Below are 23,398 nucleotides of genomic sequence, written 5' to 3'. Positions count from 1 at the left end.
GGTGTGCACCCCTTTATCCATTGAATACTCTTTAATCCTTTACCTCGCTAATATGTTACCATGCTACCAAAACAGAGCAATACCGTCAACAGTGTAGTTCCTGTAATCCAGTTTTCCCTTTTGCTCAAAAAGAAAACAGAGAAGCACGTGCGCCTCTCTGTTTAGTCCGTGATCGTCGTATCCCATTTCTGATAGATGATTGCATCGAAATACTTCAATGTAAGGGGATCGGTTTCGAGTTCTTCATGAATGAATGTCTGATGAAAATAGATTTCAGCCACTTTCTGTTTGCGCTCATCCCCTTTAGCAGCATCCTCCAACGCGATCAGCCCTTCGAAGATAGCTGCCATTCTCTCCGCAAGTTTCTTACTATGGAAGGTTTGAATCGACTCTTCCTGTTCGAGAATGTGTTGACAGTCATCAGTCAGAGATGTGACAGCAACCCGGAGCTGTTTTCGCAACGGTTGAAGTTTGTCAGGTACGTGATCAAGCCGCTCGAGGACCTCGGATTCAAACAACTTGTGTGCCTCATATTTACGAAGTAGCCTCAGCACCTCAAGGCCGAGGATGTTTGCCGTCCCTTCCCAGACCGTCAGCACTTGTGCATCCCTTAATAGTCTAGGTGTCACGAAATCTTCAATATAGCCGTTCCCACCGTGCATCTCGATCGCTTCATGTGAGAAATGAATCGCCTGCTCCGCGCTTTCCTTCTTCAGAATCGCAATCAGCAGGCGGTTCAGAACTGTTTTCACCTCGTTCTGATTTCCTTTATTCCAATCATCAAACGAAGCGACAAGATCGAAGATGGCCGATGTCTCCACTTCCTGTTTCACTGCCATTTTTGCAAGACTATCCTGAATCATCGGATAATCGATGAGCTTGTTTCCAAAAGCATCCCGCTTTTTCGCGTACTCTCTTGCTTCCAGATAAGCCCGCCTCATAATACCAATAGATGCGACAGCATTACATATTCGTGAAAGGTTCAAAGCTTCCATCATATAATAGAAACCCCGTTCCGCTTCACCGACCAGAAACGCCTTTGCACCTTCGAATTCCACTTCTGCAGATGGAACCGCCCTCACTCCAAGCTTATCCTTCAGCCTTCTGATTTTTATATGATTGTTCTTTCCGTCTTCTTTCTTCCACGGTACTAAAAATAGACTCAGCCCCTTTGAACCCTTCGGTGCCCCATCAAGTCTCGCCAGCACCATCGCTACCCCGCATGCACCAGCATTGCTTGCAAAATATTTTTCTCCATAGATCCGGTACTCCGAGCCTTTCTTGACTGCCAGCACTTCGTTCGCACCGACATCCGAGCCTCCTTGCCGTTCTGTTAAAAATGTTGCTCCTTCATATAATTCCGTCTCCCCGGTTGAGAGTACATGAGGAAGGTAGGCTTCCTTCAATTGTTCGTCTGCATAGCGGTCCAGCAAGTAGGCAGTCGCCATCGTCAGCGTGACTGGGCAGTAAAAGCCAGGTTCTGCATGGGACAGAAGGTATCCTTGCGCGTAAGAATAGAGGTAATTTCCTTTCTGTCCGAGCTCGGGGATATCTTTATGGACATAGCCGACAATCCCTCGGTCATACGTTTCTTTTACTGTTTTCTTATAGCCCTCATTGAGCCATACTTCCGAAACATCGTCACCCATCCGATCATACTTGATCAATTTTGGCTGGCCTTCCCGGTCGGTATGAACGGCACGCTGGTCGATTTCTCCAGCACACAAAGCTCCGAATGCATGCAATTCACGATCTGCCCATACGAAAAAAGCAGCCGGTAACCGATGCTTCAGCTGGAACGCCAGATTTGGATCCTGTTCGTAAAAATTCAACACGACCACCTCGTTTATACAGAATTTTCTGATATATAAATTTTATCACAAATTCTCTGATCCTGGATGGTTAGATGAAATCATTTTGGTGTTGCATGATCAGTAATTCATGAACCGACGAAGATGTAGCGTAAAAGTGAACACGAGCAGTTCATCGGTAACATCTTTCGCATCGTGCCATTCCAATAAGAAACCTGAGGATGAACCGAAGCGATCGACAGCTTCTACAGGAATGGCATCCCGCTTCATTTCAACAAGCATTTTCCCACTTGTATCGTATATTTTTACAAAATCACCATAGGAATCCGTTTCCGCTTTCCAGATAAGCTGATCTCCTTTTAGGTAATGAAGCACTTTCCCTTTATTTCCTGATGGTTCTTCAATATATGCAATTGGATGGCCTGATTCATCTTCAATATAGCTTCGCCAGCGCAATCCTCCCTTTTTATCTAATGAATAGATCAAGTTAGCATCCTGGTCATAGAAAGCATACGTCCCCGGCAAGAATGGGGTAGCATGAACTGCTCCTCCCAAAAATTTCACTGCTCTATTTAGACGCCCCTGCTCTTTTACCTCACCGTATGTGTTTCCATCCATGTCGTATAGCCGTGTCCTCGTATCAAACCCTGAATGAAAGCCAAGATACATACGCTTAGGTAAAGATTCATGTGCAACCGACTCGACTCCATCTGTGAAATTTTTCGTACCAGAACGTGACTGCCTTAGATCCCTTGCTCCCGCTGAAAGTTGAGTGAGACCGATGAAAAGGAAGATGAAAATGAAAAATCCAGTGACCAGATAGCTAACCCCATCAACCTCTACAACGAACAGTCCAAAGATGAACAACGCACCAATCAAAGCACTGATGATACCAATGATCAACTGCTTTCTCCCGTCCTGTTCCAGCAATTGTGCCATATCCTTCATAATACGCACTCCTTTTTTATGTATAGTACAACTACGTACTTTTTGGATAAATGTTTCAGAAAAAGGTTGCAATTCCCCTTCTATGTTATATATTTATAACATAAGGTTAATTATTTCTAACATTAAGGAGGGAAAAGTTTATGAATTCGAAGTTGTTCTTGATTGTCATCACTTTATTAGGTGCATCGCTTGTGATAGGATTAATCCTCCAAGCCCAAACACTATTGGAAGCGGACGCAGCGATTACTTCAATTCTTCTACTCTCTATTTCAATTATCCTGGTCGGCCTCATCCTTATCCCGGTCATAATCAGGCTATTCAAGGATGTGAGTGCGGGCTATCCTCATGACGATGAGCGCTCGAAGAAAGTGAAGCTGTTTGCAGCAGGCTATTCCTACTTCATCTCTCTGATCATTTGGCTTACATTGTTCGCATTCCATCAACACTTCCAACAGGATGACCTTTTAATGCTTGGGCTTGCTGGCATGTTCTTCAGTTTCGCAATCAGCTGGCTGATTGTAAGAAAAAGAAAGGATTTCATCCATGATCACTAGAATTAAAGAACTTCGCGCTCGATTCCAAATGACCCAAGCGGACCTTGCCAAACAAGTTGGCGTCCGACGAGAAACAATCGTCTTCTTGGAAAAAGGCGAATACAACCCATCATTGAAATTAGCAGCTAAAATCGCACGCCAATTAGAGACACCGATTGAAGAAGTGTTTCTGCTTGATGAAAAAGATCTTTCATAGATATTCAAAAAGCTCGCCATTCTTGAAGGCGAGCTTTCTTTGTTTCTGTTGTTATTCATCAAGCAATGAAGCAGCTTTCTCAAATTCAATCTGGCTCTCTTGAAATTTCTTTTCTTTAGGAGGAAATGATTGATCAAAAGCTTCCACATCTTCTTCGTTAACCTCCAGTGCATCTGAAAAAACCACATGACCTGAAATGTCATCCAACGCATTTTCGTAAAGCGGTAATACAAGCAACCCTTTATAGAACTTCTTATCGGGCATGGATATGCTGTACTTTTTCCCACCTCGAAATCCATAAGGTTCATAATGATATGGATAACCTAATGTAAGGATCGCACGGTAGCCCATTTCTTTCGCTGCTTGGATAGAATGAGTGATCAGCTTTCTCCCGAGTCCTTTCCTACGGTGTTCAGGAGAAATAAACACAGGACCAAAACTGATCGTTTTATATTCTTTTCCATCTTCAGCTACAATTTTTGATTGAGTATAGAAGATACCACCGACAATCTTACCTTCCACTTCGATAACAAATGAAAGATCCTTGATAAAATCCTCATGTTCTCTCATTTTGTGAATTACGTAATGTTCATGACATCCTGGAAAATATAAATTCCAAAATGCTTCTCTGGCAACTTCTTCAACCACTTTATAATCTTCAGGACGTTCATTTCTTATCTTAATTTGCATAAGTACACCACTCTCCATTTCATCAATGGTTACCAAGTATCCGTGTCATACCCGCCTCTTTCAACGGTGAACGTTTGATTATTATCTACAATCGCATAGGTGAGCATGCTGTTTCTGACAAGCAGCTTTCCTTCGGAGAGTTCATCTACTTTTTCAAACTGGTGCATCGGCCAGCTGTTTTCATATCCATAGACCAGTTTCGAGGATGAATCCAGTTGGATTGAACCTGAACCTAGTTCACCCAGTCCAATGAATTCGGAAGTAAACTCCTTAAGTTGCCACGCGACATCTGTATCCCTTTCGTACAATGCCAATCCAATTCCCTTCTTATCACCTTTCTGTACCTGGTAAAATACAATCTTTCTTTCATGCCCATTTTCTTCATGGAGGATATGGGTGAAATGTTCCTCTGCTTCAATCAGTTCAGTCAGATATGGTGCTATTTGAGAATTCGATTGATGTTCAATCATGGAGAATACCTGACTATAATACTCTTTTTCTGCAGCTTTTTTATCCACTTCTCCTATTTGCCAAAAGTTGCTCGTCCCATCCCTGTTGGAGTGATAACCAATAATGAAGTATTCATTTTCCGGAGCGTTCTCATAGGACTGCTTTTCGAGAGTATAGGTGAAATACATTTTTTCTGATTCAATGAAAAAGAATGGAAGGTTCGATTGCTTATATGTAAGAGCAGCTCCAGGCTCAGCAGCCCTCTCATGATGGTCCTTCATGATAAATGCTGCATCGTAGCTGCTTTCGTCCAACTCAGTGAGCTTATCGAATTCCATTTCTTCAAAGGTGATGAGTGCCTCTTCTTTGATATCTGGTGCCTGGCCTACCACGGCAATTGTCAACGGCTCTCCTTCATAAGGTAGGATTTCAGGGGGTTCGACAGGCGGAGGTGTCGGTTGCGTCATCTCTTCCCGCTCTTCTACTGTATCTTCTCCTTCCCAGTATAAGAGACCAATGAATCCAAAAATGACCAGGCCGATAATTAAAACAATAGATTTGTACTTCATATGTAAATCTCCTTTTACAAATACATCCATTCTCAACTGTACCACAAATAAAAAAGTATGGAACCCAGTGGGATTCCATACTTTCTCAATGTTAAACGTGCTCCGTAGGTTTTACCGCTTCTTCCAGCAGCTGGTCCAATTCTGCCTCATAAGTCTGTTTCTGTTCATCTGTCCAGCCAAGTTCCCTATGCATGTAGTTGATGACAGCCTCTTTGTGCTCGTGCACCCAGTCGATTTGGAAGAACAATGCTCCTGTTCTTCGGACAAAGAAGTCGACCGGTTTATAGGTCAATTCTTGCTCTAGACCATAGCGGAGCATCGCGAAAACGACAGGGTCGAAAGCAGTATCCGCATTCTTATAATAGTCAAACACTTTAGTTACATTTGAACCATATAATTTGACCAGCATTCTTGCGTCGGCTTCTGTGAGACCAAGTTTGATTCCCTCGATCGCCTTTTCGTGGGAAAACTTTTCAAACCCTTTCGATCCACCGACTTCTCCACCCGAAATCGGCATGTGCTTCGTTTCCGTATCCGAATATTTGATTTCATATTCTTCGACGAACTGGTCACGGATAAGGTCGACTGCGGTTTCTGCCATTTTACGATAACCTGTCAGTTTGCCTCCTGCCATTGAAATCAAACCGGAATCAGAAACGAAGATCTCATCTCTTCTTGAAATTTCAGAAGGGTCTTTATCTTCTTCATGAATCAACGGTCGTAATCCAGCCCAGCTCGACTCCACGTCTTCCTCCGTGATGTTCAGTGAAGGGAACATATAATGAATAGACTCAAGCAGATAATCACGATCCGCTTCCGTCATGGTTGGATGAGCAATATCAGCATCATAAGCTGTATCCGTCGTGCCGACATAAGTTTTACCATCCCGAGGGATTGCGAAAATCATCCTGCCATCAGGAGAATCAAAGTAAATTGCTTGTCTTAGAGGAAAACTTCCCTCATCAAAAACAAGGTGGACACCCTTCGTCAGCTGAAGCGTCTTTCCTCGTTTCGATCCATCAATTTCCCTCAGTTCATCGACCCACGGCCCACCTGCATTGATGACTTTTTTCGCAAGAATCTTATGTTGAGAGTTATCAATCTGATCCTCTACGATCGCACCATTCACTTTGCCGTTTTCATCGTAAAGGAAATCGACCACTTTCATATAGTTGGCAGCAAGTGCACCATGTTCGACGCCTTTCTTCAGTACCTCCAAGGTCAGTCTTGCATCATCCGTCTTATATTCCACGTAATAGCCTGCACCTTTGAGACCATCATGCTTGATCAGTGGTTCATATTCAAGCGCTTGTTTCCTTGAGAGGATGGTTCTGCGTTCCGATTTTTTAACACCGGCAAGGTAATCATATACACGCAAACCGATACTGGAAAGGAACGGACCGAAGTTACCGCCTTCATAGAATGGAAGCATCATCCACTCTGGTGTCGTGACATGTGGCCCATTTTCATAAACGATTTCACGCTCTTTCCCAACTTCGGAAACCATCCGCACTTCAAACTGTTTCAAATATCTCAATCCGCCGTGGACGAGTTTCGTCGAACGGCTGGATGTACCTGCAGCGAAATCCTGCATCTCAACGACAGCCGTCTTCATTCCTCTTGAAGCAGCATCCAATGTGATCCCTGCACCAGTGATTCCTCCACCGATGACGAGGACATCCAATTGCTGGGCTGTCATTTCCTCAATTGTTTGTTTTCTTTCAAAGCTCGATAAGCTCCCCATGTTTCCACTCCTTTTTCCGTAGAACAATATTCGTGTCCTTTTTTCTATTCCCATATCTGCTGCATTTCATGTATGAGGGTTGGCTGCTCTGGAATACTTGATTAATAAAAAAGAGACCACAAGTAGCGCTTATTGCACAATAAGCTACTGTGGTCTCTCTTCATCTCCAACCGGTCACATGCATTTGTACACTCAGTCTATCAATAGAGGGGACGGATATCAATGTTTGAATATCCGGGTAGCTTCAACCGCTGTCTGCCAGCCTTTATACAATGTCGCACTCTTCTCTTCATCCATATCAGGAGTGAACGTCTTTTCAATGTCCCACTGTCTTGCAATTTCTTCTTTACTTTCCCAGAATCCAACAGCAAGTCCTGCCAGATAAGCTGCGCCAAGTGCAGTCGTTTCATTGATTTTCGGACGCTCAACTTCGACATCCAGCAGATCACTTTGGAATTGCATCAGCAGGTTATTTTTAACGGCACCGCCATCCACCCGCAATTTTTTCAGTTCAATCCCGGAATCCTCGACCATCGATCTGACGACATCCTTCGTCTGATAAGCAAGCGACTCAAGCGTTGCGCGGATGAAATGGGCTTTTGTAGTCCCTCGTGTCAAACCGAACACAGCACCGCGGGCATCACTATCCCAATACGGCGTCCCCAGACCAACAAAAGCAGGCACCACATACACGCCGTCTGTAGAATCGACCGTCTTCGCGTAAACTTCACTTTCCGCAGAATCACGGATCATCTCCAAGCCGTCCCGAAGCCACTGGATTGCAGAACCTGCTACAAAAATGCTGCCTTCAAGTGCATATTCCACTTTCCCGTCTACACCCCAAGCTAGGGTCGTGAGCAGGCCATTCTCTGAAGGCACCGCCTCTTCACCAGTATTCAACAGCATGAAACCACCAGTTCCATACGTATTTTTCGCCATTCCTTTCTCAAAGCATGTCTGTCCGAATAATGCCGCCTGCTGATCCCCAGCAATTCCTGCAATCGGAACTTCTTTTCCAAAGAAATGATAATCTACGGTATTTGCGTAAACTTCAGAAGAAGGCTTCACCTCCGGCAGCATCGATTTCGGGACTCCAAGGATTTCAAGCAACTCATCATCCCACTTTAAATCATAAATATTGTACATAAGTGTCCTGGAGGCATTCGAGTAATCTGTTACATGGGCATTGCCGCCTGACAGCTTATAGACAAGCCACGTGTCGATCGTGCCGAACATCAGATCACCATTATCCGCTTTGTCTCGTGCTCCTTCAACATTGTCGAGGATCCATTTGACTTTCGTACCGGAAAAATATGGATCTAGCAATAACCCGGTTTTATCGCGGAACGTGTCGTTGTAGCCTTTTTCACGGAGCTCATTGCAAATATCCTGTGTTTGACGAGACTGCCACACTATCGCCTTATAAACCGGCTTTCCGGTATGACGATCCCAAACAACGGTTGTCTCCCGTTGATTGGTGATGCCTAGACCTGCTACCTGTGCAGGTTCAACATCCGCTTTTCGGAGCACGTCCGCGATACATGCCAGCATCGATGTCCAGATTTGATTGGCATCATGCTCGACCCATCCAGGTTTCTGAAAAAATTGCTCGAACTCCTTTTGAGCAGTTTCCACGATATCACCATCGTGATTGAAAAGAATCGCCCTCGAACTGGTTGTCCCTTGATCAAGTGCCATGATGAATTTTTCCATTATCCTTCCTCCTCATCTCAACTATGTATTATGTGTTACTTTCCCTATGAATCAAATAATTGAAACGTATTATATGAATTCTCTTTCATTGTATCTAATCCTGCATAATTCATTCATGTAACCACTTTAAAATGTGCACGTGCAGAAGGGGAACTTACAAATCTCAAGGTTTATTAAACAAATGGTGGATTTTATTTAACAAATTCGGGTGTTATTAATACAAGCCCGAAGGCTATTTATACAAATGATGGATATTATTATACAAATGAAAAAACCATACCTGCCTTAATGACAGATATGGCTCAACTATTGAAAAAATCATCCTCTGATGCTCGTTCTTCCATCTCTTCCTTCGTATAGATGACACGCATCGGATTTCCGCCGGCAAAACAACCTGGAGGTACATCTTTATGTACAAGTGTTCCTGCAGACACGATCGCTCTATCTCCGATTGTCACACCTGGCAGGATTGTCGTGTTGGCGCCGATCATCACTTCATCTCCGATTTTCACATCACCGAGGCGATACTCTTTGATCAAATACTCATGAGCGAGAATGGTCGTGTTATAGCCGATGACCGTATTTCGCCCGACCGAAATACGCTCCGGAAACATAACATCGAGCATCACCATCAGTGCAAAAGCAGTTTCATCCCCGATCTTCATCCGTAAGAATGTACGGTACAGCCAATTTTTCATCCCTAAAAAAGGAGTGTAGCGTGCCATTTGGATGAAAATGAAGTTTTTCACGACTTTCCAAAAAGGAACAGTCTTATAGATATGCCAAAGGGAATTCGCACTTTCCACACGGTAACGCTCGGTATTACGCATCGGTCATCCTCCCACAATTTCCAGTAAGTCACTCATCTCTTCCAGCATATGATCCGGCTCAAGGGCATCGAGCACTTCTCTTCCTTTTACTGTCCAGGCAACGCCAGCAGTAGCGGTGCCGGCATTTTTCCCAGCCATAATATCATGTGTGTTGTCACCGACCATCATGGACTCGGAGGTTTTTGCGCCTAATGCATCTAGCGCTTTCACAATCGGTTCAGGGTGCGGTTTGGCATTCGTGACATCATCCAACGTGACGACGACATCGAACAATCCATCCAATTCCGTCAATTCCAGTCCCATGTTCACAGTCTTCCGCATTTTCGTCGTTACAATTCCCAGCTTGAATCCACGTTCTTTCAACGTTCGGATCGTTTCAACAACGCCTTCATATGCTTCAACATAATCATCGTGATGCTTGATATTATGCTCACGGTAAGTAGCAAGCATTTCATTCACACGATCAGGATCGATCGTTGCCAGACTATCTTTTAATGGCGGGCCGATGAAGTCCAGGATTTCCTCCCGTGTATAGGGGCGGTCTGCATATGCTTCAGTTGTATGGAAGAAGGAAGCGATGATCAGTTCATTCGTGTCGATCAATGTCCCATCTAAATCAAAAAGTATTGTATTTATGCTCATAGGTGGCATCCTTTCTCTCCTGTTGTTTATTCTTCTTATTCCAGATGAAACCGATCGCTGCTGTCAGTACAATTGCAGTGACCAGACGAATGGCTAGCAGTGGCCAAACTGGAATCCCGAGAGGAATGAAGATCAGCGTATCTTCTACAACCGCGTGACAGGAAACGAGGAAGATCAAAGCAAGATACATATCCTTCTTCGACACGCCGTCCTCTTTGACAGCCTGGATCATCAGACCAGCACCGTATGCCAGCCCGATTGTCAATCCCGCCACCAACGTCATTGATGTATTCGGCTTCATTCCAAGGAATTTAGTGAACGGGGCAACCCATTTTGAAAAAATGTCGAGCCAGCCCTTTTCGCGCATATACTGCATGACGACCATCAGCGGGATGACGATCAATGCAAGCTGTATGACGCCTAATAGCGCAGTTTGGACACCCTGCAGAAGGATTTCTATCCAGCCTTCAGGGATTGTGTCTCTCGATGGAGCCATCCCGTACTTGGCGATTTCCTGGCCGCCGTCCCATAACCAGTTGATTAATATTGCCGAAACAAATGCCAGCGAAAGTCGAATGCCGGCGATGAACCACCAGTTGACACCGACTTTTGACGCTACGGAAGATTCGATCAGTAAGTTATGGGAAAACGACATCATCACTGCAAGGATGAACACTTCTTTGACCGTAAATTCAAATGAAATAATCGCCGCAATACCTGCGTACAGATTGAGAAAGTTCCCTAATACGAGCGGTACAGCGGCTTCTCCGGATAAGCCGATCCATTTCATCAATGGTGAGATCTTTTCCACAATCCAAGGGAGAACCGGCGTGAACTGAAGGATGGTGACAATCAGTGTGACCGGAAAAATGACTTTCCCCAATGTCCATGTCAGTTGTAGTCCCTGCTTCAAGCCTCTCTGGATGATTCCAAGCACTGCTGCTCCCCCTTGCTACTTCGCTATCTTCGCTTTCTTTCCATTGTAATGCTTATCGGCAAGCCCTTTTTTCCGACGGTAGATGATGATTGCGATACTCGCAATGACCAATACGATGGAAATGACTTGAGCCGTACGAAGCGGTCCGAACAGATAAAGACTATCTGTACGCATGCCTTCGATGAAGAATCTGCCTACTGAATACCAGATGACATAGCTTAAGAACAACTCGCCTCGAAGCGGATTGTACCTGCGTAGAACTAGAAGCAGGATGAATCCAATGATGTTCCAAACTGATTCATATAGGAATGTCGGATGGTAAAGCGTGCCATCAATACACATTTGCTGATTGATGAAGTTCGGTAAGTATTGCATGAAATTATTATAGAAGCTTTCGGATACCGGCCCACCATGCGCTTCCTGGTTCATGAAGTTTCCCCAGCGCCCGATTGCCTGTCCGAGAATCAAACTTGGTGCCACGATATCGATCAGCATCCAAGTGGATACTCCTTTGACCCTTGCATAAACGATTGCGGTAATGACGGATCCGATCAGCGCTCCGTGGATGGCGATGCCACCTTCCCAGATTGCGAAGACATCCCACCAAGGTCCGCCGATATAACGATCCCATTCAAAAATGACATAATAGATTCTCGCAGATAGAATCGCAACCGGAATTGCAATAACCACTGCATCAATAATCAGATCTTTTTTCAAGCCTAACCGCTCAGTTTCACGGATAGCGAGCCATAGTCCAAGGTAGGCACCAAAAGCGATGATGACACCATACCAGTAGATTGGCAGCGGTCCTAACTGTAAAAATACACGGTCCAGCTGTTCTGCACTACATGACACTTTGATTTCCCCCTAACTCTCACGATGACGATCTTTTTCGATTACACTTGTAAGCCGATCGGAAAATTCTTCTGCAGCGTTGACACCCATCCGCTTCAGACGGAAGTTCATCGCAGCCACTTCAATGATGACTGCCAAGTTCCGACCAGGACGTACAGGAATCGTTGCTTTCGGAATTTCCACATCCATGATTTTCATCGTATCTTCATCAAGACCGAGGCGATCATACTGTTTCTTCTGATCCCAAATTTCAAGATTCATCACCATTGAAATCCGCTTGTAACTCCTGACGGCTCCTGCTCCGAACAACGTCATGACATTAATGATGCCAAGGCCACGGATTTCCAGAAGGTGTTCGATCAACGGTGGGCTATTACCGATCAATGTGTCATAATCCTCCTGCCTGATTTCCACACTGTCGTCAGCCACAAGCCGGTGCCCCCGCTTTACAAGCTCTAATGCAGTTTCACTTTTACCGACTCCACTCTGACCTGTAATAAGTACGCCGATTCCATAGATGTCGACAAGGACGCCATGGATGGCGGTGAATGGAGCGAACTTCCCTTCCAGAAAGTTTGTCAGCCTGCTGATGACGCGTGTCGTTTTATAAGGTGAGCGCATCAATGGTACCCCTGCTTCTGTAGCTGCCGTGACAAGCTCAGGTGGAATATCCATCCCCCTGGTGATGACGATGCCAGGCGTTACATCGGTGCATAATCGTTCAACGCGATCGACACGTTCCTCCGATGTAAGCTCATTGAAGTAGGACAATTCTGTCTTGCCTAATAATTGCAGGCGTTCTTTTGGATAGAATTTGAAATAACCCGTCATTTCTACGCCTGGACGGGAGATATCACTTGTATGTATTTCACGATGGGTGCCGTCTTGCCCGGCAACCAGTTCGAGTTTGAACCGCTCCAACAAATCCTGTGTGCGAACTTTCGCCATTTTGCTGATCCTCCATTCTTTCTGAATCACTGTCTCCTATTGTAGCATTTTTTCCAAATGCTTTGGTAATAAACCGTCTACCTTTGTTTCTTATATGATTCCGCTATGTTAGGAAGATGAGCGGGTTCTGGGAAACGGCTCGCTTTCCGCGGGGAAGACGTCGAGCTTCCTCGGTCGTCCCTCCCTGCGGGATCTCGTCTGTCATTCTTTTCCCGCAGGAGTCTCACCGTTTCCCTCCACCCTTTACTTTGAACTTAATAACGGAACTATATAAGAACTAATGAATTTAATTAACACAAAGCGTTGGAATGTGGACTTATAAAGAATGACGATACCACTAGAAATTTCTAGTATGCAATGAAGCAAGGTTCGTTGGGGAAGGTTAAGACTCCCATGCGTGAAGGAGCTTGGCGAGATCTCGCAGGGCGATAGCCCAAGAAAGCTCTCGAGTTCCCCACAGGAAAGCGAATCCTTCCCAAACGAACCTAAACTCTTTCAACCACCTCGAAAACTTGAACTTGTTCTTGAAGCCAATAAAAAAGCCTCTATGCAACACGGCATAAAGGCTTTTTGGCTCATTTTTTTATGAAGCTGTTCAACACGAGGTTGATGAGTGCGATGATGATGGCGGCCAGGATGGCGACGAAAAATCCATTCACCTCGAAGCTGCTTCCCATCAGTGCATCCGTCAGTAGTAATGTAATGGCATTGATGACCAGTAAAAACAATCCTAGTGTTACGATAGTGATCGGCAGTGTCAGCACGACCAGGATCGGTCGGACGATCGCGTTAAGGACAGATAGAATCAATGCAGCAATCAGCGCTGCGACCACTCCACTTACTACCACCGCATCAAATATGGATGCCACTATGAAAATTGCAAGAGCATTGACTACAATATGCAACAGCCATGATTTCATTGGGTTTTGCCTCTCCTTTCATTCGGTACGATGAAGATTGCTGCTAAATAGACGAGGATCAGTGGAGAGACCGGGATGCATAGAATCAAAAAGACAATTCGAAGCAGGTTGGCGTCCATTCCTATATAATCGGAAAGTCCACCGAGGACCCCGGCGACCATCCTGTCTGACTTAGAGCGTTTCAAATTACCTGCCATCAAGAATCACTTCCTTTTTATTCGACTTTGACAGAGCCGGTTTTCGTTTCCGCCTCCAAATGATATGCCTGCTCGTAATTTTCATTAATGACGAAGTACAGTTCTTTCCGGATCATTTCCTTCTTCTCTTTGTAGATTTTAGCATCATCAATATCACATTTGATGCTTCCCATACTCGTCTGCAGCTTTCCATCAACCCGGACGTTTTCCGGCACCTTGACTCGGACGCTTCCTGTCGTTGTCTGGAAAAATCCTGTATGAGCTTTTTTCCCGTAATACTCACACGATACACTTCCGGTTACTGCTGAAGCATCAACTTTTCCAAAATCACCGGACAGCTTTACAGAACCATTGACCGTATCTGCTTCAAAGTCATCAAATGCACTTTGTTTCGCACGAATGGACCCATTTGATGTTTCAGCATCACATTCATCTCCGCGGAGTCCTTCCATCGTAATCGATCCGTTTGTCGTTTTCAGATTGAACTCCCTGCAGTTCAACTCACTTGCTGTGATCGATCCATTGAAAAGCTTGCTGTGAATTTCTTCATAATCCCCTTTAGGCACGTAAATAACCACATCAGTCTTGAGTTTTTTTGATGGGCTGGCAAAGAGAAGCGTTCCGTCTTCCAATTTGAAATCCGTTTCCTTCAAAAATCGTTTTCTTGCTTCATCCTGATCATCGGTCTGATAGACTTTCGCTTCGCACTCGAGTCTTACAGAGGCTTCGTTCCACGACTTCAGCTCGAGCCCACCATTGGAAATCTGGATGTCCATCTGCTTGAATGTATCCTCCGTATGATAGATATGTGACACGCTCACGTGATCGCCAAAGTTCAAGTCCAGATCAACATTCTTTATTTTGTGGAATGCATCCTCAACATATGTCATGATGCTTTTCTTTTTCTTCGTTTTTTCTTTCGTTTTCTGCTGTGCTCCTTGGTCCCAGTCGACTTTGGTGGAAACTGATCCATCCTGTTTTTCATGACGGGACTGAGCATCTGCTGCTTCAAGAAGCTCTGCACCTTCTTCTGCAGATAAGCTTCCTTCCTCAATCTTTTTCAAAATCCTGATTCTTTTTTCATCCATATAAGCTTTCCCCTTTCTGAAAAGTTCTATAGTCTCTGACACGCTGCTTTTTCAAATCATACCATTGTATGTGGTTTCCCGGGTGATTATGTGAGTGCAGGTAGCAGAAAAGCACCTGCATGATTCGATTTCATGAGGTGCTTCTCGTGGTGTTGTATCAATCATTGAATGTCCATTTGTAAAAACGCTCGTACCGGAGTCTTGCTAATTGTTCATCCATATTCTCGTTGAAGGCTTTGCTGTTCTTCATCAGAGTCATCATACCATGTGCCTGGGAGAGATGTGTTTCGATGGCTGCCATTTTCTTTTCCCAGTACGGCTTGATGTCATTGGTGATATCAGGTTTGCCCAGTTCCTCTTCGTGGTGATTGGAAATCGCCTGTGCCCAAAGTTCCGGACGGTTCTCAGGCTCCATCAAACGAACCGCCTCTACAGCTGCAGCCCCTAAAGCATCATGATCCGGATGGACCGCATAGCCAGGGTAGTGGGTAATCACTAGATGAGGCTGGATCTCCTCCAGCAGCTCTCTTAAGTGAGCGGCCACTTCATGCATTGGCTCGAATTCCAATGTCTTGTCGCGATACCCGAGCATTTTCACCTGGATATCGAGTTTTTCGCAGGCTTCCAGCAACTCTTTTTTTCTGAATGTGGACAACGTTTCTCGATTGGCGAAGGTGGGGTTGCCCATGTTCCTCCCCATTTCTCCAAGTGTGCCGCACAAATAGGTTACCGGAATTCCTTCTTCGCGATGTTTGGATATCGTCCCGGATGCCCCGAAGGATTCATCATCGGGGTGCGGATAGATAACGACGAGGTGTTTATTCATCGTTCATCCATTTCCTTTCGATTCATGGGAAAAAGGTGTTTCACTAATTTCAAGTGCGACCATCAGTCTACCTTCCCGATCATGACCTGCCATCAGCAAGCGGTCCTTGTCATCGATTTCATAATCAGTGACACCTTCAGCATAAACCCAGCCAAGTTCAAGCTTCAGACCGACGCGATAGGAACCCCCGGTTTCGACTATTTTACCATGCTCATAACGAACATTGGCATTACGGATGAACGCACCTACGTTATATGCTTTTTCATCAAAGTGGCTAGCGTAGGCTCCGTTCGTCGTTTCCAAATGGACATAGACATCTTTATTTGCAAATGCATCGATTTTGGCTTGTACTTTTTCCATATCGATCGCTTCCATCGAATAAATCCCCTCTCATCAACAGTTGTTTCTGAATGCAACCTGCATCCGATTCTTATAGATTCATCCTATAGTAAAGTGCAGGATCGATAAAGCGATATGCTGTCATTACTTCGCTACGCGTTCTGTGTTATTCAATCGTTCTTCCATACGCTTCACGTCACGTTCCAATACCGGCTTCAAATAATGTCCTGTATAGGAATCTTCATGTACAGCGATATCTTCAGGTGTGCCGGATGCGATGATTTGTCCACCTTTTTCTCCACCTTCAGGACCTAGATCAAGAATATGATCGGCCGCTTTGATAACATCCAGGTTGTGCTCGATGATCAGTACGGAGTCTCCATTATCGACAAGGCGCTGCAATACTTTCAGCAATCGTGAAATATCATCAACGTGCAGACCTGTGGTAGGTTCGTCAAGAATGTACAACGATTTCCCATTGGAACGGCGATGCAATTCACTGGCAAGCTTCACGCGCTGCGCCTCCCCTCCGGAAAGTGTTGTCGCAGGCTGACCGAGCTTGATGTAACCCAGTCCGACATCGAACATCGTCTGAAGCTTACGCTTGATTTTCGGGATGTTCGCAAAAAATTCAAGTGACTCTTCGATCGTCATTTGCAATACATCAGCAATGTTCTTCCCTTTATATTTCACTTCGAGTGTTTCTCGGTTGTAGCGTTTCCCATGACACACTTCACATGGAACATATACATCCGGCAGGAAGTGCATTTCGATCTTGATGATTCCATCTCCACGGCATGCCTCACAGCGTCCGCCTTTTACGTTGAAACTGAACCGGCCTTTTTTGTAGCCACGGATTTTCGCTTCATTCGTCTGAGCGAAAACATCGCGGACATCATCAAATACACTCGTGTAGGTCGCCGGGTTGGAACGCGGAGTACGCCCGATTGGTGACTGGTCGATATCGATGACTTTTTCCAGCTGATCGATTCCTTTGATTTCCTTATGTTTACCTGGCTTCTTCTTGCCCTTATGAAGCTTCATAGATAAGGACTTATAAAGGATCTCGTTGATCAGCGTACTTTTCCCTGAACCGGACACACCTGTAACAGCGGTCAACAATCCAAGCGGAATCTTCGCGTTGACTTTCTTCAGGTTATTTTCTTCTGCCTGTTTGATTTCCAGGTAACGTCCATCCGGCTTGCGGCGTTCAGTCGGTAACGGGATGAACTTTTTCCCGGACAGGTACTGCCCTGTCAATGATTTGCGGTCTTTCATGACCTGCTTCGGTGTTCCCTGGGAGATGATTTCGCCTCCGTGCGCACCAGCACCAGGGCCGATATCGATCAGGTGATCGGCCGCTAGCATCGTATCTTCATCATGCTCGACGACGATCAACGTATTATCTAAGTCACGCATGCGTTGCAGCGTCTGAATCAGACGATCATTATCACGCTGATGAAGTCCAATCGAAGGTTCATCAAGGACATACAGCACGCCGGTGAGCGCAGAACCGATCTGTGTAGCAAGCCGGATCCGCTGTGCTTCCCCACCCGACAACGTTCCTGCTGATCGGGAAAGCGTCAGGTAATCCAATCCTACGTTAATCAGGAACGTCAATCGCTCACAAATTTCCTTCAAAATCATTCGAGCGATTTTTTCTTCTTTTTCGGTAAGCTCGATGTTTTCGAAAAATTCTTTTGCATCGGTAACGGAATACTCAGTTGTATGACCAATATGCTTCCCGTTGATCCGTACGGAAAGCGATTCTTCTTTCAGGCGGTAGCCTTTACATTTCGGACACGCCTTCTGGGACATGTACTTCTCCATCTGTTCACGGATGTAATCAGACGAAGTCTCCCGGTATCGTCTCGAAATGTTCGATACGACCCCTTCAAAATAAATCTCGTTTTCACGTACTCTGCCAAAATCATTTTCATAACGGAAATAGACCTTATCCTTACCGCTTCCATGAAGGATTTTGTCCATCTGGCTCTTAGGAATATCTTTGACCGGGATATCCATGTCGATGCCGTAGTGATCACAGACACTTTTCAGCAGCTGTGGATAATATTGTGAGCTGTTCGGCTCCCACGCTACAATCGCGTGCTCGTTAAGTGACCTTGTCCAATCCGGAATGACGAGATCCAGGTCGACTTCAAGCTGTGTACCCAGTCCATCACAACGGCCACATGCACCATACGGGCTGTTGAACGAGAACATCCTCGGCTCCAGTTCACTGATGGAAAAGCCACAAATCGGACATGCATGATGTTCACTGAACAACAGCTCTTCTTCTCCAATGACATCGACAATCACCTGTCCATCCCCAAGGTGAAGGGCAGATTCAAGTGAATCAGACAAACGTCCTTCAATGCTGTCTTTTACGACAATTCGATCGATTACGACTTCAATCGAGTGTTTTTGGTTCTTATTCAATTTTATTTCCTCGGAAATTTCCCTCATTTCGCCATCGACGCGAAGACGGACGTAACCTTCCTGCTGAAGCTTTTCAAAAACTTTGACGTGCTCACCTTTACGACCAGATACCACTGGTGCCAGGATCTGCAGTTTCGTCCGCTCCGGATATTCCATGATGCGGTCGACCATCTGCTGCACCGTCTGTGAGCTGATCTCGATTCCGTGATTCGGACACGTCGGCCGCCCAACACGTGCAAACAATAGGCGCAGATAATCAAAGATTTCAGTTACAGTTCCCACTGTGGAACGTGGGTTCTTGCTGGTCGTTTTCTGGTCGATGGAGATTGCCGGGGACAATCCTTCAATCGAATCGACATCCGGTTTATCCATTTGACCGAGGAACTGACGGGCATAGGCAGAAAGCGATTCGACATAACGTCGCTGCCCCTCTGCATAGACGGTATCGAAGGCAAGGGAAGATTTCCCTGAACCAGATAGCCCGGTCAGCACCACCAGTTTATTTTTCGGAATCTCCACATCTATGTTTTTCAAATTATGGGCTCTAGCCCCTTTTATGCTGATTGATTTGCTGGGCATCTCGCCATCATCCTTCCGCTTTTAGTTCCAATAGTACGTCACGAAGCTCGGCAGCTTTTTCGAAGTTGAGTTCGCGGGCCGCTTTCTTCATTTCCTGTTCCATCTGTTCGATCATCTTCTGACGTTCTTTCTTGCTCATCTCTGAAGGTTTCGGTGCAGTAGTCTCGTATTCCTCTGCATTCTCTGCAGCAACTGTCGCACGAATGACGTCCCTGATTTCCTTCTTGATGGTTGTAGGCGTAATTCCATGTTCTTCGTTATAGGCAATCTGCTTCTCGCGTCTCCGGTTCGTCTCATCAATCGCAAACTGCATCGAATCGGTAATCTTGTCCGCATACATGATGACGCGGCCGTTTTCGTTACGTGCAGCACGCCCGATCGTCTGAACGAGGGATCGAGAAGAACGAAGGAAGCCTTCTTTATCTGCATCAAGTATGGTAACGAGTGATACCTCTGGTATGTCAATTCCCTCACGAAGCAAGTTGATTCCGACCAGCACATCGTATTTACCTAGACGTAGATCACGAATGATTTCAATCCGCTCAAGCGTCTTGATTTCAGAGTGGAGGTACGCGACTTTTATGCCGAGTTCCTTCAAGTAATCGGTAAGGTCCTCGGACATCTTCTTCGTGAGAGTCGTAACAAGGACACGCTCATTTTTCTCCTTGCGAATATTGATTTCACCAATCAGGTCATCAATCTGTCCTTTGATCGGACGAATGTCGATTTCCGGATCAAGCAGCCCTGTCGGACGGATGATCTGTTCGGTCATATATGGAGTATGCTCCAGCTCATATGGTCCAGGCGTCGCTGATACATACATGATCTGGTTGATATGTTTCTCGAATTCCTCAAATTTGAGTGGACGGTTATCCAATGCAGACGGTAGACGGAAGCCATGGTCGACAAGCACTTGTTTACGCGCTTTGTCACCATTGAACATTCCCCGAACCTGCGGCAACGTAACGTGCGATTCATCCACCATGATCAGGAAATCATCCGGAAAATAATCAATCAATGTATAAGGAGTCGCACCCGCTTCTCGAAGTGTCAGATGACGGGAATAGTTCTCAATTCCTGAACAGAATCCCATTTCATTCATCATTTCAAGGTCATAATTCGTACGCTGTTCGAGGCGCTGGGCTTCCAGCAATTTATTTTGGTCACGAAGCTTTTTCAGCTGTTCTTCCAGTTCTTTTTCAATATTTTTAATGGCGACCTTCATCTTTTCTTCACGGGTTACGAAGTGGGATGCCGGGAAAATCGCAACATGATCGCGATCGCCGACAATCTCGCCGGTCAATACATCGATTTCACGGATGCGATCGATTTCGTCACCGAAAAATTCGACCCGCATCGCATGCTCTTCTCGCGAAGCAGGAATGACCTCGACTGAGTCACCGCGGACACGGAATGTTCCACGCTGAAAGTCGATGTCATTCCTGGCATATTGGATATCGACGAGTTCCCGCAGCAGCTGGTCGCGGTCTTTTTCCATGCCGACCCGGACAGAGAGCACCTGACTCTTGTATTCTTCCGGATTACCCAAGCCGTAGATACAGGAAACACTGGCTACGATGATAACGTCATTCCGTTCAAATAAAGACGACGTTGCGGAGTGCCTCAGCTTATCGATTTCATCATTGATACTTGCGTCCTTCTCAATGAATGTGTCCGTCTGTGGGACATACGCCTCCGGCTGATAATAATCGTAATAGCTGACGAAATATTCGACTGCATTATTAGGGAAAAACTCTTTGAACTCACTGTATAATTGTCCAGCCAACGTCTTGTTGTGCGCAATGATCAACGTCGGCTTATTCACTTGCTGAATGACATTCGACATGGTGAATGTTTTACCGGTACCAGTCGCACCAAGCAATGTCTGGTGTTTTTCTCCCTTATTGATCTTGCTCACAAGTTCCTCGATCGCCCGTGGCTGATCTCCTTGTGGTTCAAACTGGGAAACTAGCTCGAATTTGTTCTCCACAACGCATCCTCCGTTCAGATAAATATACAACATTAGTTTACCACAATATCTAACAATTCTAACATGGATGCGAACAAATATTCGATAGATATGCTTGAGGGGAAAATATTGGTGAGGGCTTGACCGATAATCTGGGATTATGACCGATTTTCGTGTTTTATGACCGACTTTTCAGGATTATGACCGAAAATCCAGAATTATGACCGACTTTCTCAATTTTTGACCGAAACACAAAAAAACCGCCTACCTCCATAAGGTAGACGGCTTCCATAATTAGTATTGCTGGTCATACTGATTGACTTCGAACAAGTCGATCAACTCGATGTCAGGATTATTATCTTTGAACCATTTCAATGAAAAATCATTTTTGAACAGTACGAGCGGATTACCCTCACGGTCCTGGACGAGCATATTGCGCTCATCGAACAAAGCTTCATTGACCTGTTCAGGATTCAACCAACGCGGGATCCGTTCTCCAAGCGTCTGCAGATCAACTTCGACGTTGTACTCGTTTTTCATCCGGTATTCGAAAACGTCGTACTGCAGCTGACCGACTGCACCAAGGATGTAATCCTCAAAGCGGTAGCGCTTGAACAGCTGGATCGCACCTTCCTGCACGAGCTGTTCGATCCCTTTTTTGAACTGCTTCGATTTCATAACGTTCTTGGCAGTAACTTTTTTAAATTCCTCAGGCGGGAATTGCGGCAGTTCATCATATTCGAACACGCTTTTGCCAGTCAGAATCGTATCACCGATGCGGTAGACGTTCGGATCATAAATACCGATGATGTCTCCTGCATATGCTTCTTCGACAGTACCGCGTGAAGATGCTACGAACTGCTGGGATTGTGCAAGCTTGAACGTCTTTCCTGTCCGGCCAAGCGTCACGTTCATGCCCCGTTCGAATTTGCCGGAACAAATCCGTACGAATGCTACACGGTCACGGTGCTGTGGGTTCATGTTCGCCTGAATTTTGAAAATGAAACCAGAGAATTCCGGGTCATCCGGTGAAACGACACCTTCAGTAGAACGACGTGGTGCAGGCTCCGGTGCCATATCGATGAATGTATCGAAAAATGCTTCGACACCGAATGGCGCAAGCGCACTTCCGAAGAATACCGGCGTCTGCTCTCCACGCATCACTTTTTCACGATCGAAGTTTTCTCCAGCTTCGTCCAGCAGCATCAGTTGTTCTTCCGATTCCTGGTAAGTAGCATCGTCTGTCAGTTCTGCATACTGACTATTCTCTAATTCTTTATAAGGGATGACGTCTTCCGTTTCGTTTCCAGTATAGCGGACGAACGTTTCATGGTTGCGGTCAAAGACACCTAGGAACCGTTTCCCCATGCCAGCCGGCCATGTCATCGGATAGGTTTCGATTTCCAATACGTCTTCGATTTCCTCCATCAATTCGAATGGATCGCGTCCTTCACGGTCCATCTTGTTGATGAACGTAAAGATTGGAATACCGCGCATTTTACAGACTTTGAACAACTTCAATGTCTGTGCCTCGATCCCTTTGGTCGCATCGATGATCATGACAACACTGTCCACCGCAGTCAATGTGCGGTACGTATCCTCACTGAAATCTTCGTGCCCAGGTGTATCAAGGATGTTCACCTGATAATCGCGGTAAGGGAAGTTCATCACACTGGACGTGACGGAAATTCCACGCTGCTTCTCGATTTCCATCCAGTCGGAAGTGGCGAACTTTCCGGATTTCTTACCTTTTACCGTACCAGCCGATCGAATCAGATTCCCGGTCAACAACAACTTCTCCGTCAACGTCGTTTTCCCCGCATCCGGGTGGGAAATGATCGCGAATGTCCGGCGTTTACTCATTTCTTCTTTAATACTCATATTTATATCCTCCAGTATTCAATTAATATCCGCTTCACTTTTCAAGGCAGGATATAAAAATCACATTGGACCGTTCAACTCCGTTCACTTAATAAAATCATCCTTACAAAAACTAGCACAAACCCACCCAAAAATCAATCCAACAAAGCCCCCATCAAAAGCAATGGAAACCAGCTGATTTGTCTATAATGTAGAGAAAGACCGATTCTTTTATAATATTAAATTCAGAAAGAGGCTCTTGCATACTCTCGTTAACGGGCAGGGAAACCGTCT

Annotated in this window: 21 protein-coding genes; 2 read left to right on the top strand and 19 right to left on the bottom strand. The window is 45.4% G+C overall.

Annotated elements, in window-relative coordinates; translation table 11 throughout:
* Positions 1-161: 161 nt before the first annotated feature.
* Together ACFQ2J_RS14375 and ACFQ2J_RS14370 are read right to left on the bottom strand one after the other, a co-directional pair.
* Positions 162-1,832, bottom strand: coding sequence for an acyl-CoA dehydrogenase family protein (locus ACFQ2J_RS14375; protein ID WP_386061873.1), 1,671 nt, complete (start codon positions 1,830-1,832; stop codon positions 162-164).
* A 99-nt stretch (positions 1,833-1,931) separates the two neighbouring features.
* On the bottom strand, positions 1,932-2,759 hold the full coding sequence (locus ACFQ2J_RS14370; RefSeq protein WP_386061870.1) for a hypothetical protein: 828 nt from the start codon (positions 2,757-2,759) through the stop codon (positions 1,932-1,934).
* 140 nt (positions 2,760-2,899) lie between these two features.
* Here ACFQ2J_RS14370 and ACFQ2J_RS14365 point away from each other — a divergent pair, with 140 nt between their 5' ends.
* Positions 2,900-3,313 carry a hypothetical protein gene (locus ACFQ2J_RS14365; RefSeq protein WP_386061867.1) on the top strand — a complete coding sequence of 138 codons (414 nt, stop codon included), beginning with the start codon at positions 2,900-2,902 and terminating at the stop codon, positions 3,311-3,313.
* Positions 3,303-3,509 (top strand): helix-turn-helix transcriptional regulator, encoded by a 207-nt coding sequence (locus ACFQ2J_RS14360; protein ID WP_386061864.1) that lies wholly within the window; start codon positions 3,303-3,305, stop codon positions 3,507-3,509. The genes ACFQ2J_RS14365 and ACFQ2J_RS14360 overlap by 11 nt, the downstream gene beginning before the upstream one ends.
* A 51-nt stretch (positions 3,510-3,560) precedes the next feature.
* On the opposite strand, the gene ACFQ2J_RS14355 is transcribed toward ACFQ2J_RS14360, so the two are convergent.
* The 17 genes from ACFQ2J_RS14355 to ACFQ2J_RS14275 form a co-directional block, all read right to left on the bottom strand.
* The gene (locus tag ACFQ2J_RS14355) at positions 3,561-4,199 is read right to left on the bottom strand and encodes a GNAT family N-acetyltransferase (RefSeq protein ID WP_386061861.1); all 639 of its coding nucleotides are present in this window, start codon (positions 4,197-4,199) and stop codon (positions 3,561-3,563) included.
* A gap of 29 nt (positions 4,200-4,228) precedes the next feature.
* Positions 4,229-5,218, bottom strand: coding sequence for a hypothetical protein (locus ACFQ2J_RS14350; protein WP_386061858.1), 990 nt, complete (start codon positions 5,216-5,218; stop codon positions 4,229-4,231).
* A 91-nt stretch (positions 5,219-5,309) separates the two neighbouring features.
* Positions 5,310-6,962: a glycerol-3-phosphate dehydrogenase/oxidase gene (locus ACFQ2J_RS14345; protein WP_386061855.1), complete on the bottom strand. Its 1,653-nt coding sequence runs from the start codon at positions 6,960-6,962 to the stop codon at positions 5,310-5,312.
* A gap of 219 nt (positions 6,963-7,181) precedes the next feature.
* Positions 7,182-8,675, bottom strand: coding sequence for a glycerol kinase GlpK (gene glpK / locus ACFQ2J_RS14340; protein ID WP_386061852.1), 1,494 nt, complete (start codon positions 8,673-8,675; stop codon positions 7,182-7,184).
* Between the two features lie 302 nt (positions 8,676-8,977).
* On the bottom strand, positions 8,978-9,505 hold the full coding sequence (locus ACFQ2J_RS14335) for an acyltransferase (RefSeq protein ID WP_386061849.1): 528 nt from the start codon (positions 9,503-9,505) through the stop codon (positions 8,978-8,980).
* 3 nt (positions 9,506-9,508) lie between these two features.
* Positions 9,509-10,147: a pyrophosphatase PpaX gene (ppaX, locus tag ACFQ2J_RS14330; RefSeq protein WP_386061846.1), complete on the bottom strand. Its 639-nt coding sequence runs from the start codon at positions 10,145-10,147 to the stop codon at positions 9,509-9,511.
* A complete protein-coding gene (locus ACFQ2J_RS14325; protein WP_386061844.1) occupies positions 10,122-11,084 on the bottom strand; it encodes a nucleoside recognition domain-containing protein in 963 nt (320 codons plus the stop codon). Before ACFQ2J_RS14325 ends, ppaX begins: the two co-directional genes overlap by 26 nt.
* Positions 11,085-11,099: 15 nt before the next feature.
* Entirely contained in the window at positions 11,100-11,939 is an 840-nt protein-coding gene (gene lgt, locus ACFQ2J_RS14320; protein ID WP_386061841.1) for a prolipoprotein diacylglyceryl transferase, read from the bottom strand.
* 12 nt (positions 11,940-11,951) lie between these two features.
* The gene (hprK, locus tag ACFQ2J_RS14315; protein WP_386061838.1) at positions 11,952-12,887 is read right to left on the bottom strand and encodes an HPr(Ser) kinase/phosphatase; all 936 of its coding nucleotides are present in this window, start codon (positions 12,885-12,887) and stop codon (positions 11,952-11,954) included.
* 575 nt (positions 12,888-13,462) lie between these two features.
* On the bottom strand, positions 13,463-13,807 hold the full coding sequence (locus ACFQ2J_RS14310) for a phage holin family protein (RefSeq protein WP_386061836.1): 345 nt from the start codon (positions 13,805-13,807) through the stop codon (positions 13,463-13,465).
* A complete protein-coding gene (locus tag ACFQ2J_RS14305; RefSeq protein ID WP_386061833.1) occupies positions 13,804-14,004 on the bottom strand; it encodes a PspC domain-containing protein in 201 nt (66 codons plus the stop codon). The genes ACFQ2J_RS14310 and ACFQ2J_RS14305 overlap by 4 nt, the downstream gene beginning before the upstream one ends.
* Positions 14,005-14,021: 17 nt before the next feature.
* On the bottom strand, positions 14,022-15,092 hold the full coding sequence (locus ACFQ2J_RS14300; protein ID WP_386061830.1) for a DUF4097 family beta strand repeat-containing protein: 1,071 nt from the start codon (positions 15,090-15,092) through the stop codon (positions 14,022-14,024).
* Positions 15,093-15,249: 157 nt separating this feature from the next.
* Positions 15,250-15,918, bottom strand: a complete 669-nt coding sequence (bshB2, locus tag ACFQ2J_RS14295) for a bacillithiol biosynthesis deacetylase BshB2 (RefSeq protein WP_386061827.1) — start codon at positions 15,916-15,918, stop codon at positions 15,250-15,252.
* Positions 15,919-15,921: 3 nt separating this feature from the next.
* Entirely contained in the window at positions 15,922-16,293 is a 372-nt protein-coding gene (locus ACFQ2J_RS14290; RefSeq protein WP_386061824.1) for a YojF family protein, read from the bottom strand.
* Between the two features lie 108 nt (positions 16,294-16,401).
* Entirely contained in the window at positions 16,402-19,275 is a 2,874-nt protein-coding gene (gene uvrA / locus ACFQ2J_RS14285; RefSeq protein WP_386061821.1) for an excinuclease ABC subunit UvrA, read from the bottom strand.
* Between the two features lie 7 nt (positions 19,276-19,282).
* Positions 19,283-21,265: an excinuclease ABC subunit UvrB gene (gene uvrB, locus ACFQ2J_RS14280; RefSeq protein WP_386061818.1), complete on the bottom strand. Its 1,983-nt coding sequence runs from the start codon at positions 21,263-21,265 to the stop codon at positions 19,283-19,285.
* A gap of 273 nt (positions 21,266-21,538) precedes the next feature.
* The gene (locus ACFQ2J_RS14275; RefSeq protein ID WP_386061815.1) at positions 21,539-23,125 is read right to left on the bottom strand and encodes a peptide chain release factor 3; all 1,587 of its coding nucleotides are present in this window, start codon (positions 23,123-23,125) and stop codon (positions 21,539-21,541) included.
* Positions 23,126-23,398: the final 273 nt, after the last annotated feature.

It is taken from the genome of Thalassobacillus hwangdonensis, from assembly GCF_042675915.1.
In the GTDB taxonomy this organism is placed as follows: domain Bacteria; phylum Bacillota; class Bacilli; order Bacillales; family Halobacillaceae; genus Thalassobacillus_A; species Thalassobacillus_A hwangdonensis.
Note: the sequence above shows the minus strand (reverse complement) of the source record. Positions and strands in the feature narration are given on the sequence as shown.

Bases quoted from the DNA above. Each gene is read 5' to 3' on its own strand.
- ACFQ2J_RS14370 (WP_386061870.1), bottom strand. From the start codon at position 2,759: ATGAAGGATATGGCACAATTGCTGGAACAGGACGGGAGAAAGCAGTTG.
- ACFQ2J_RS14365 (WP_386061867.1), top strand. From the start codon at position 2,900: ATGAATTCGAAGTTGTTCTTGATTGTCATCACTTTATTAGGTGCATCG.
- ACFQ2J_RS14360 (WP_386061864.1), top strand. From the start codon at position 3,303: ATGATCACTAGAATTAAAGAACTTCGCGCTCGATTCCAAATGACCCAA.
- ACFQ2J_RS14355 (WP_386061861.1), bottom strand. From the start codon at position 4,199: ATGCAAATTAAGATAAGAAATGAACGTCCTGAAGATTATAAAGTGGTT.
- ACFQ2J_RS14350 (WP_386061858.1), bottom strand. From the start codon at position 5,218: ATGAAGTACAAATCTATTGTTTTAATTATCGGCCTGGTCATTTTTGGA.
- ACFQ2J_RS14345 (WP_386061855.1), bottom strand. From the start codon at position 6,962: ATGGGGAGCTTATCGAGCTTTGAAAGAAAACAAACAATTGAGGAAATG.
- glpK (WP_386061852.1), bottom strand. From the start codon at position 8,675: ATGGAAAAATTCATCATGGCACTTGATCAAGGGACAACCAGTTCGAGG.
- ACFQ2J_RS14335 (WP_386061849.1), bottom strand. From the start codon at position 9,505: ATGCGTAATACCGAGCGTTACCGTGTGGAAAGTGCGAATTCCCTTTGG.
- ppaX (WP_386061846.1), bottom strand. From the start codon at position 10,147: ATGAGCATAAATACAATACTTTTTGATTTAGATGGGACATTGATCGAC.
- hprK (WP_386061838.1), bottom strand. From the start codon at position 12,887: ATGGCGAAAGTTCGCACACAGGATTTGTTGGAGCGGTTCAAACTCGAA.
- ACFQ2J_RS14310 (WP_386061836.1), bottom strand. From the start codon at position 13,807: ATGAAATCATGGCTGTTGCATATTGTAGTCAATGCTCTTGCAATTTTC.
- ACFQ2J_RS14305 (WP_386061833.1), bottom strand. From the start codon at position 14,004: ATGGCAGGTAATTTGAAACGCTCTAAGTCAGACAGGATGGTCGCCGGG.
- ACFQ2J_RS14300 (WP_386061830.1), bottom strand. From the start codon at position 15,092: ATGGATGAAAAAAGAATCAGGATTTTGAAAAAGATTGAGGAAGGAAGC.
- bshB2 (WP_386061827.1), bottom strand. From the start codon at position 15,918: ATGAATAAACACCTCGTCGTTATCTATCCGCACCCCGATGATGAATCC.
- ACFQ2J_RS14290 (WP_386061824.1), bottom strand. From the start codon at position 16,293: ATGGAAGCGATCGATATGGAAAAAGTACAAGCCAAAATCGATGCATTT.
- uvrA (WP_386061821.1), bottom strand. From the start codon at position 19,275: ATGCCCAGCAAATCAATCAGCATAAAAGGGGCTAGAGCCCATAATTTG.
- ACFQ2J_RS14275 (WP_386061815.1), bottom strand. From the start codon at position 23,125: ATGAGTATTAAAGAAGAAATGAGTAAACGCCGGACATTCGCGATCATT.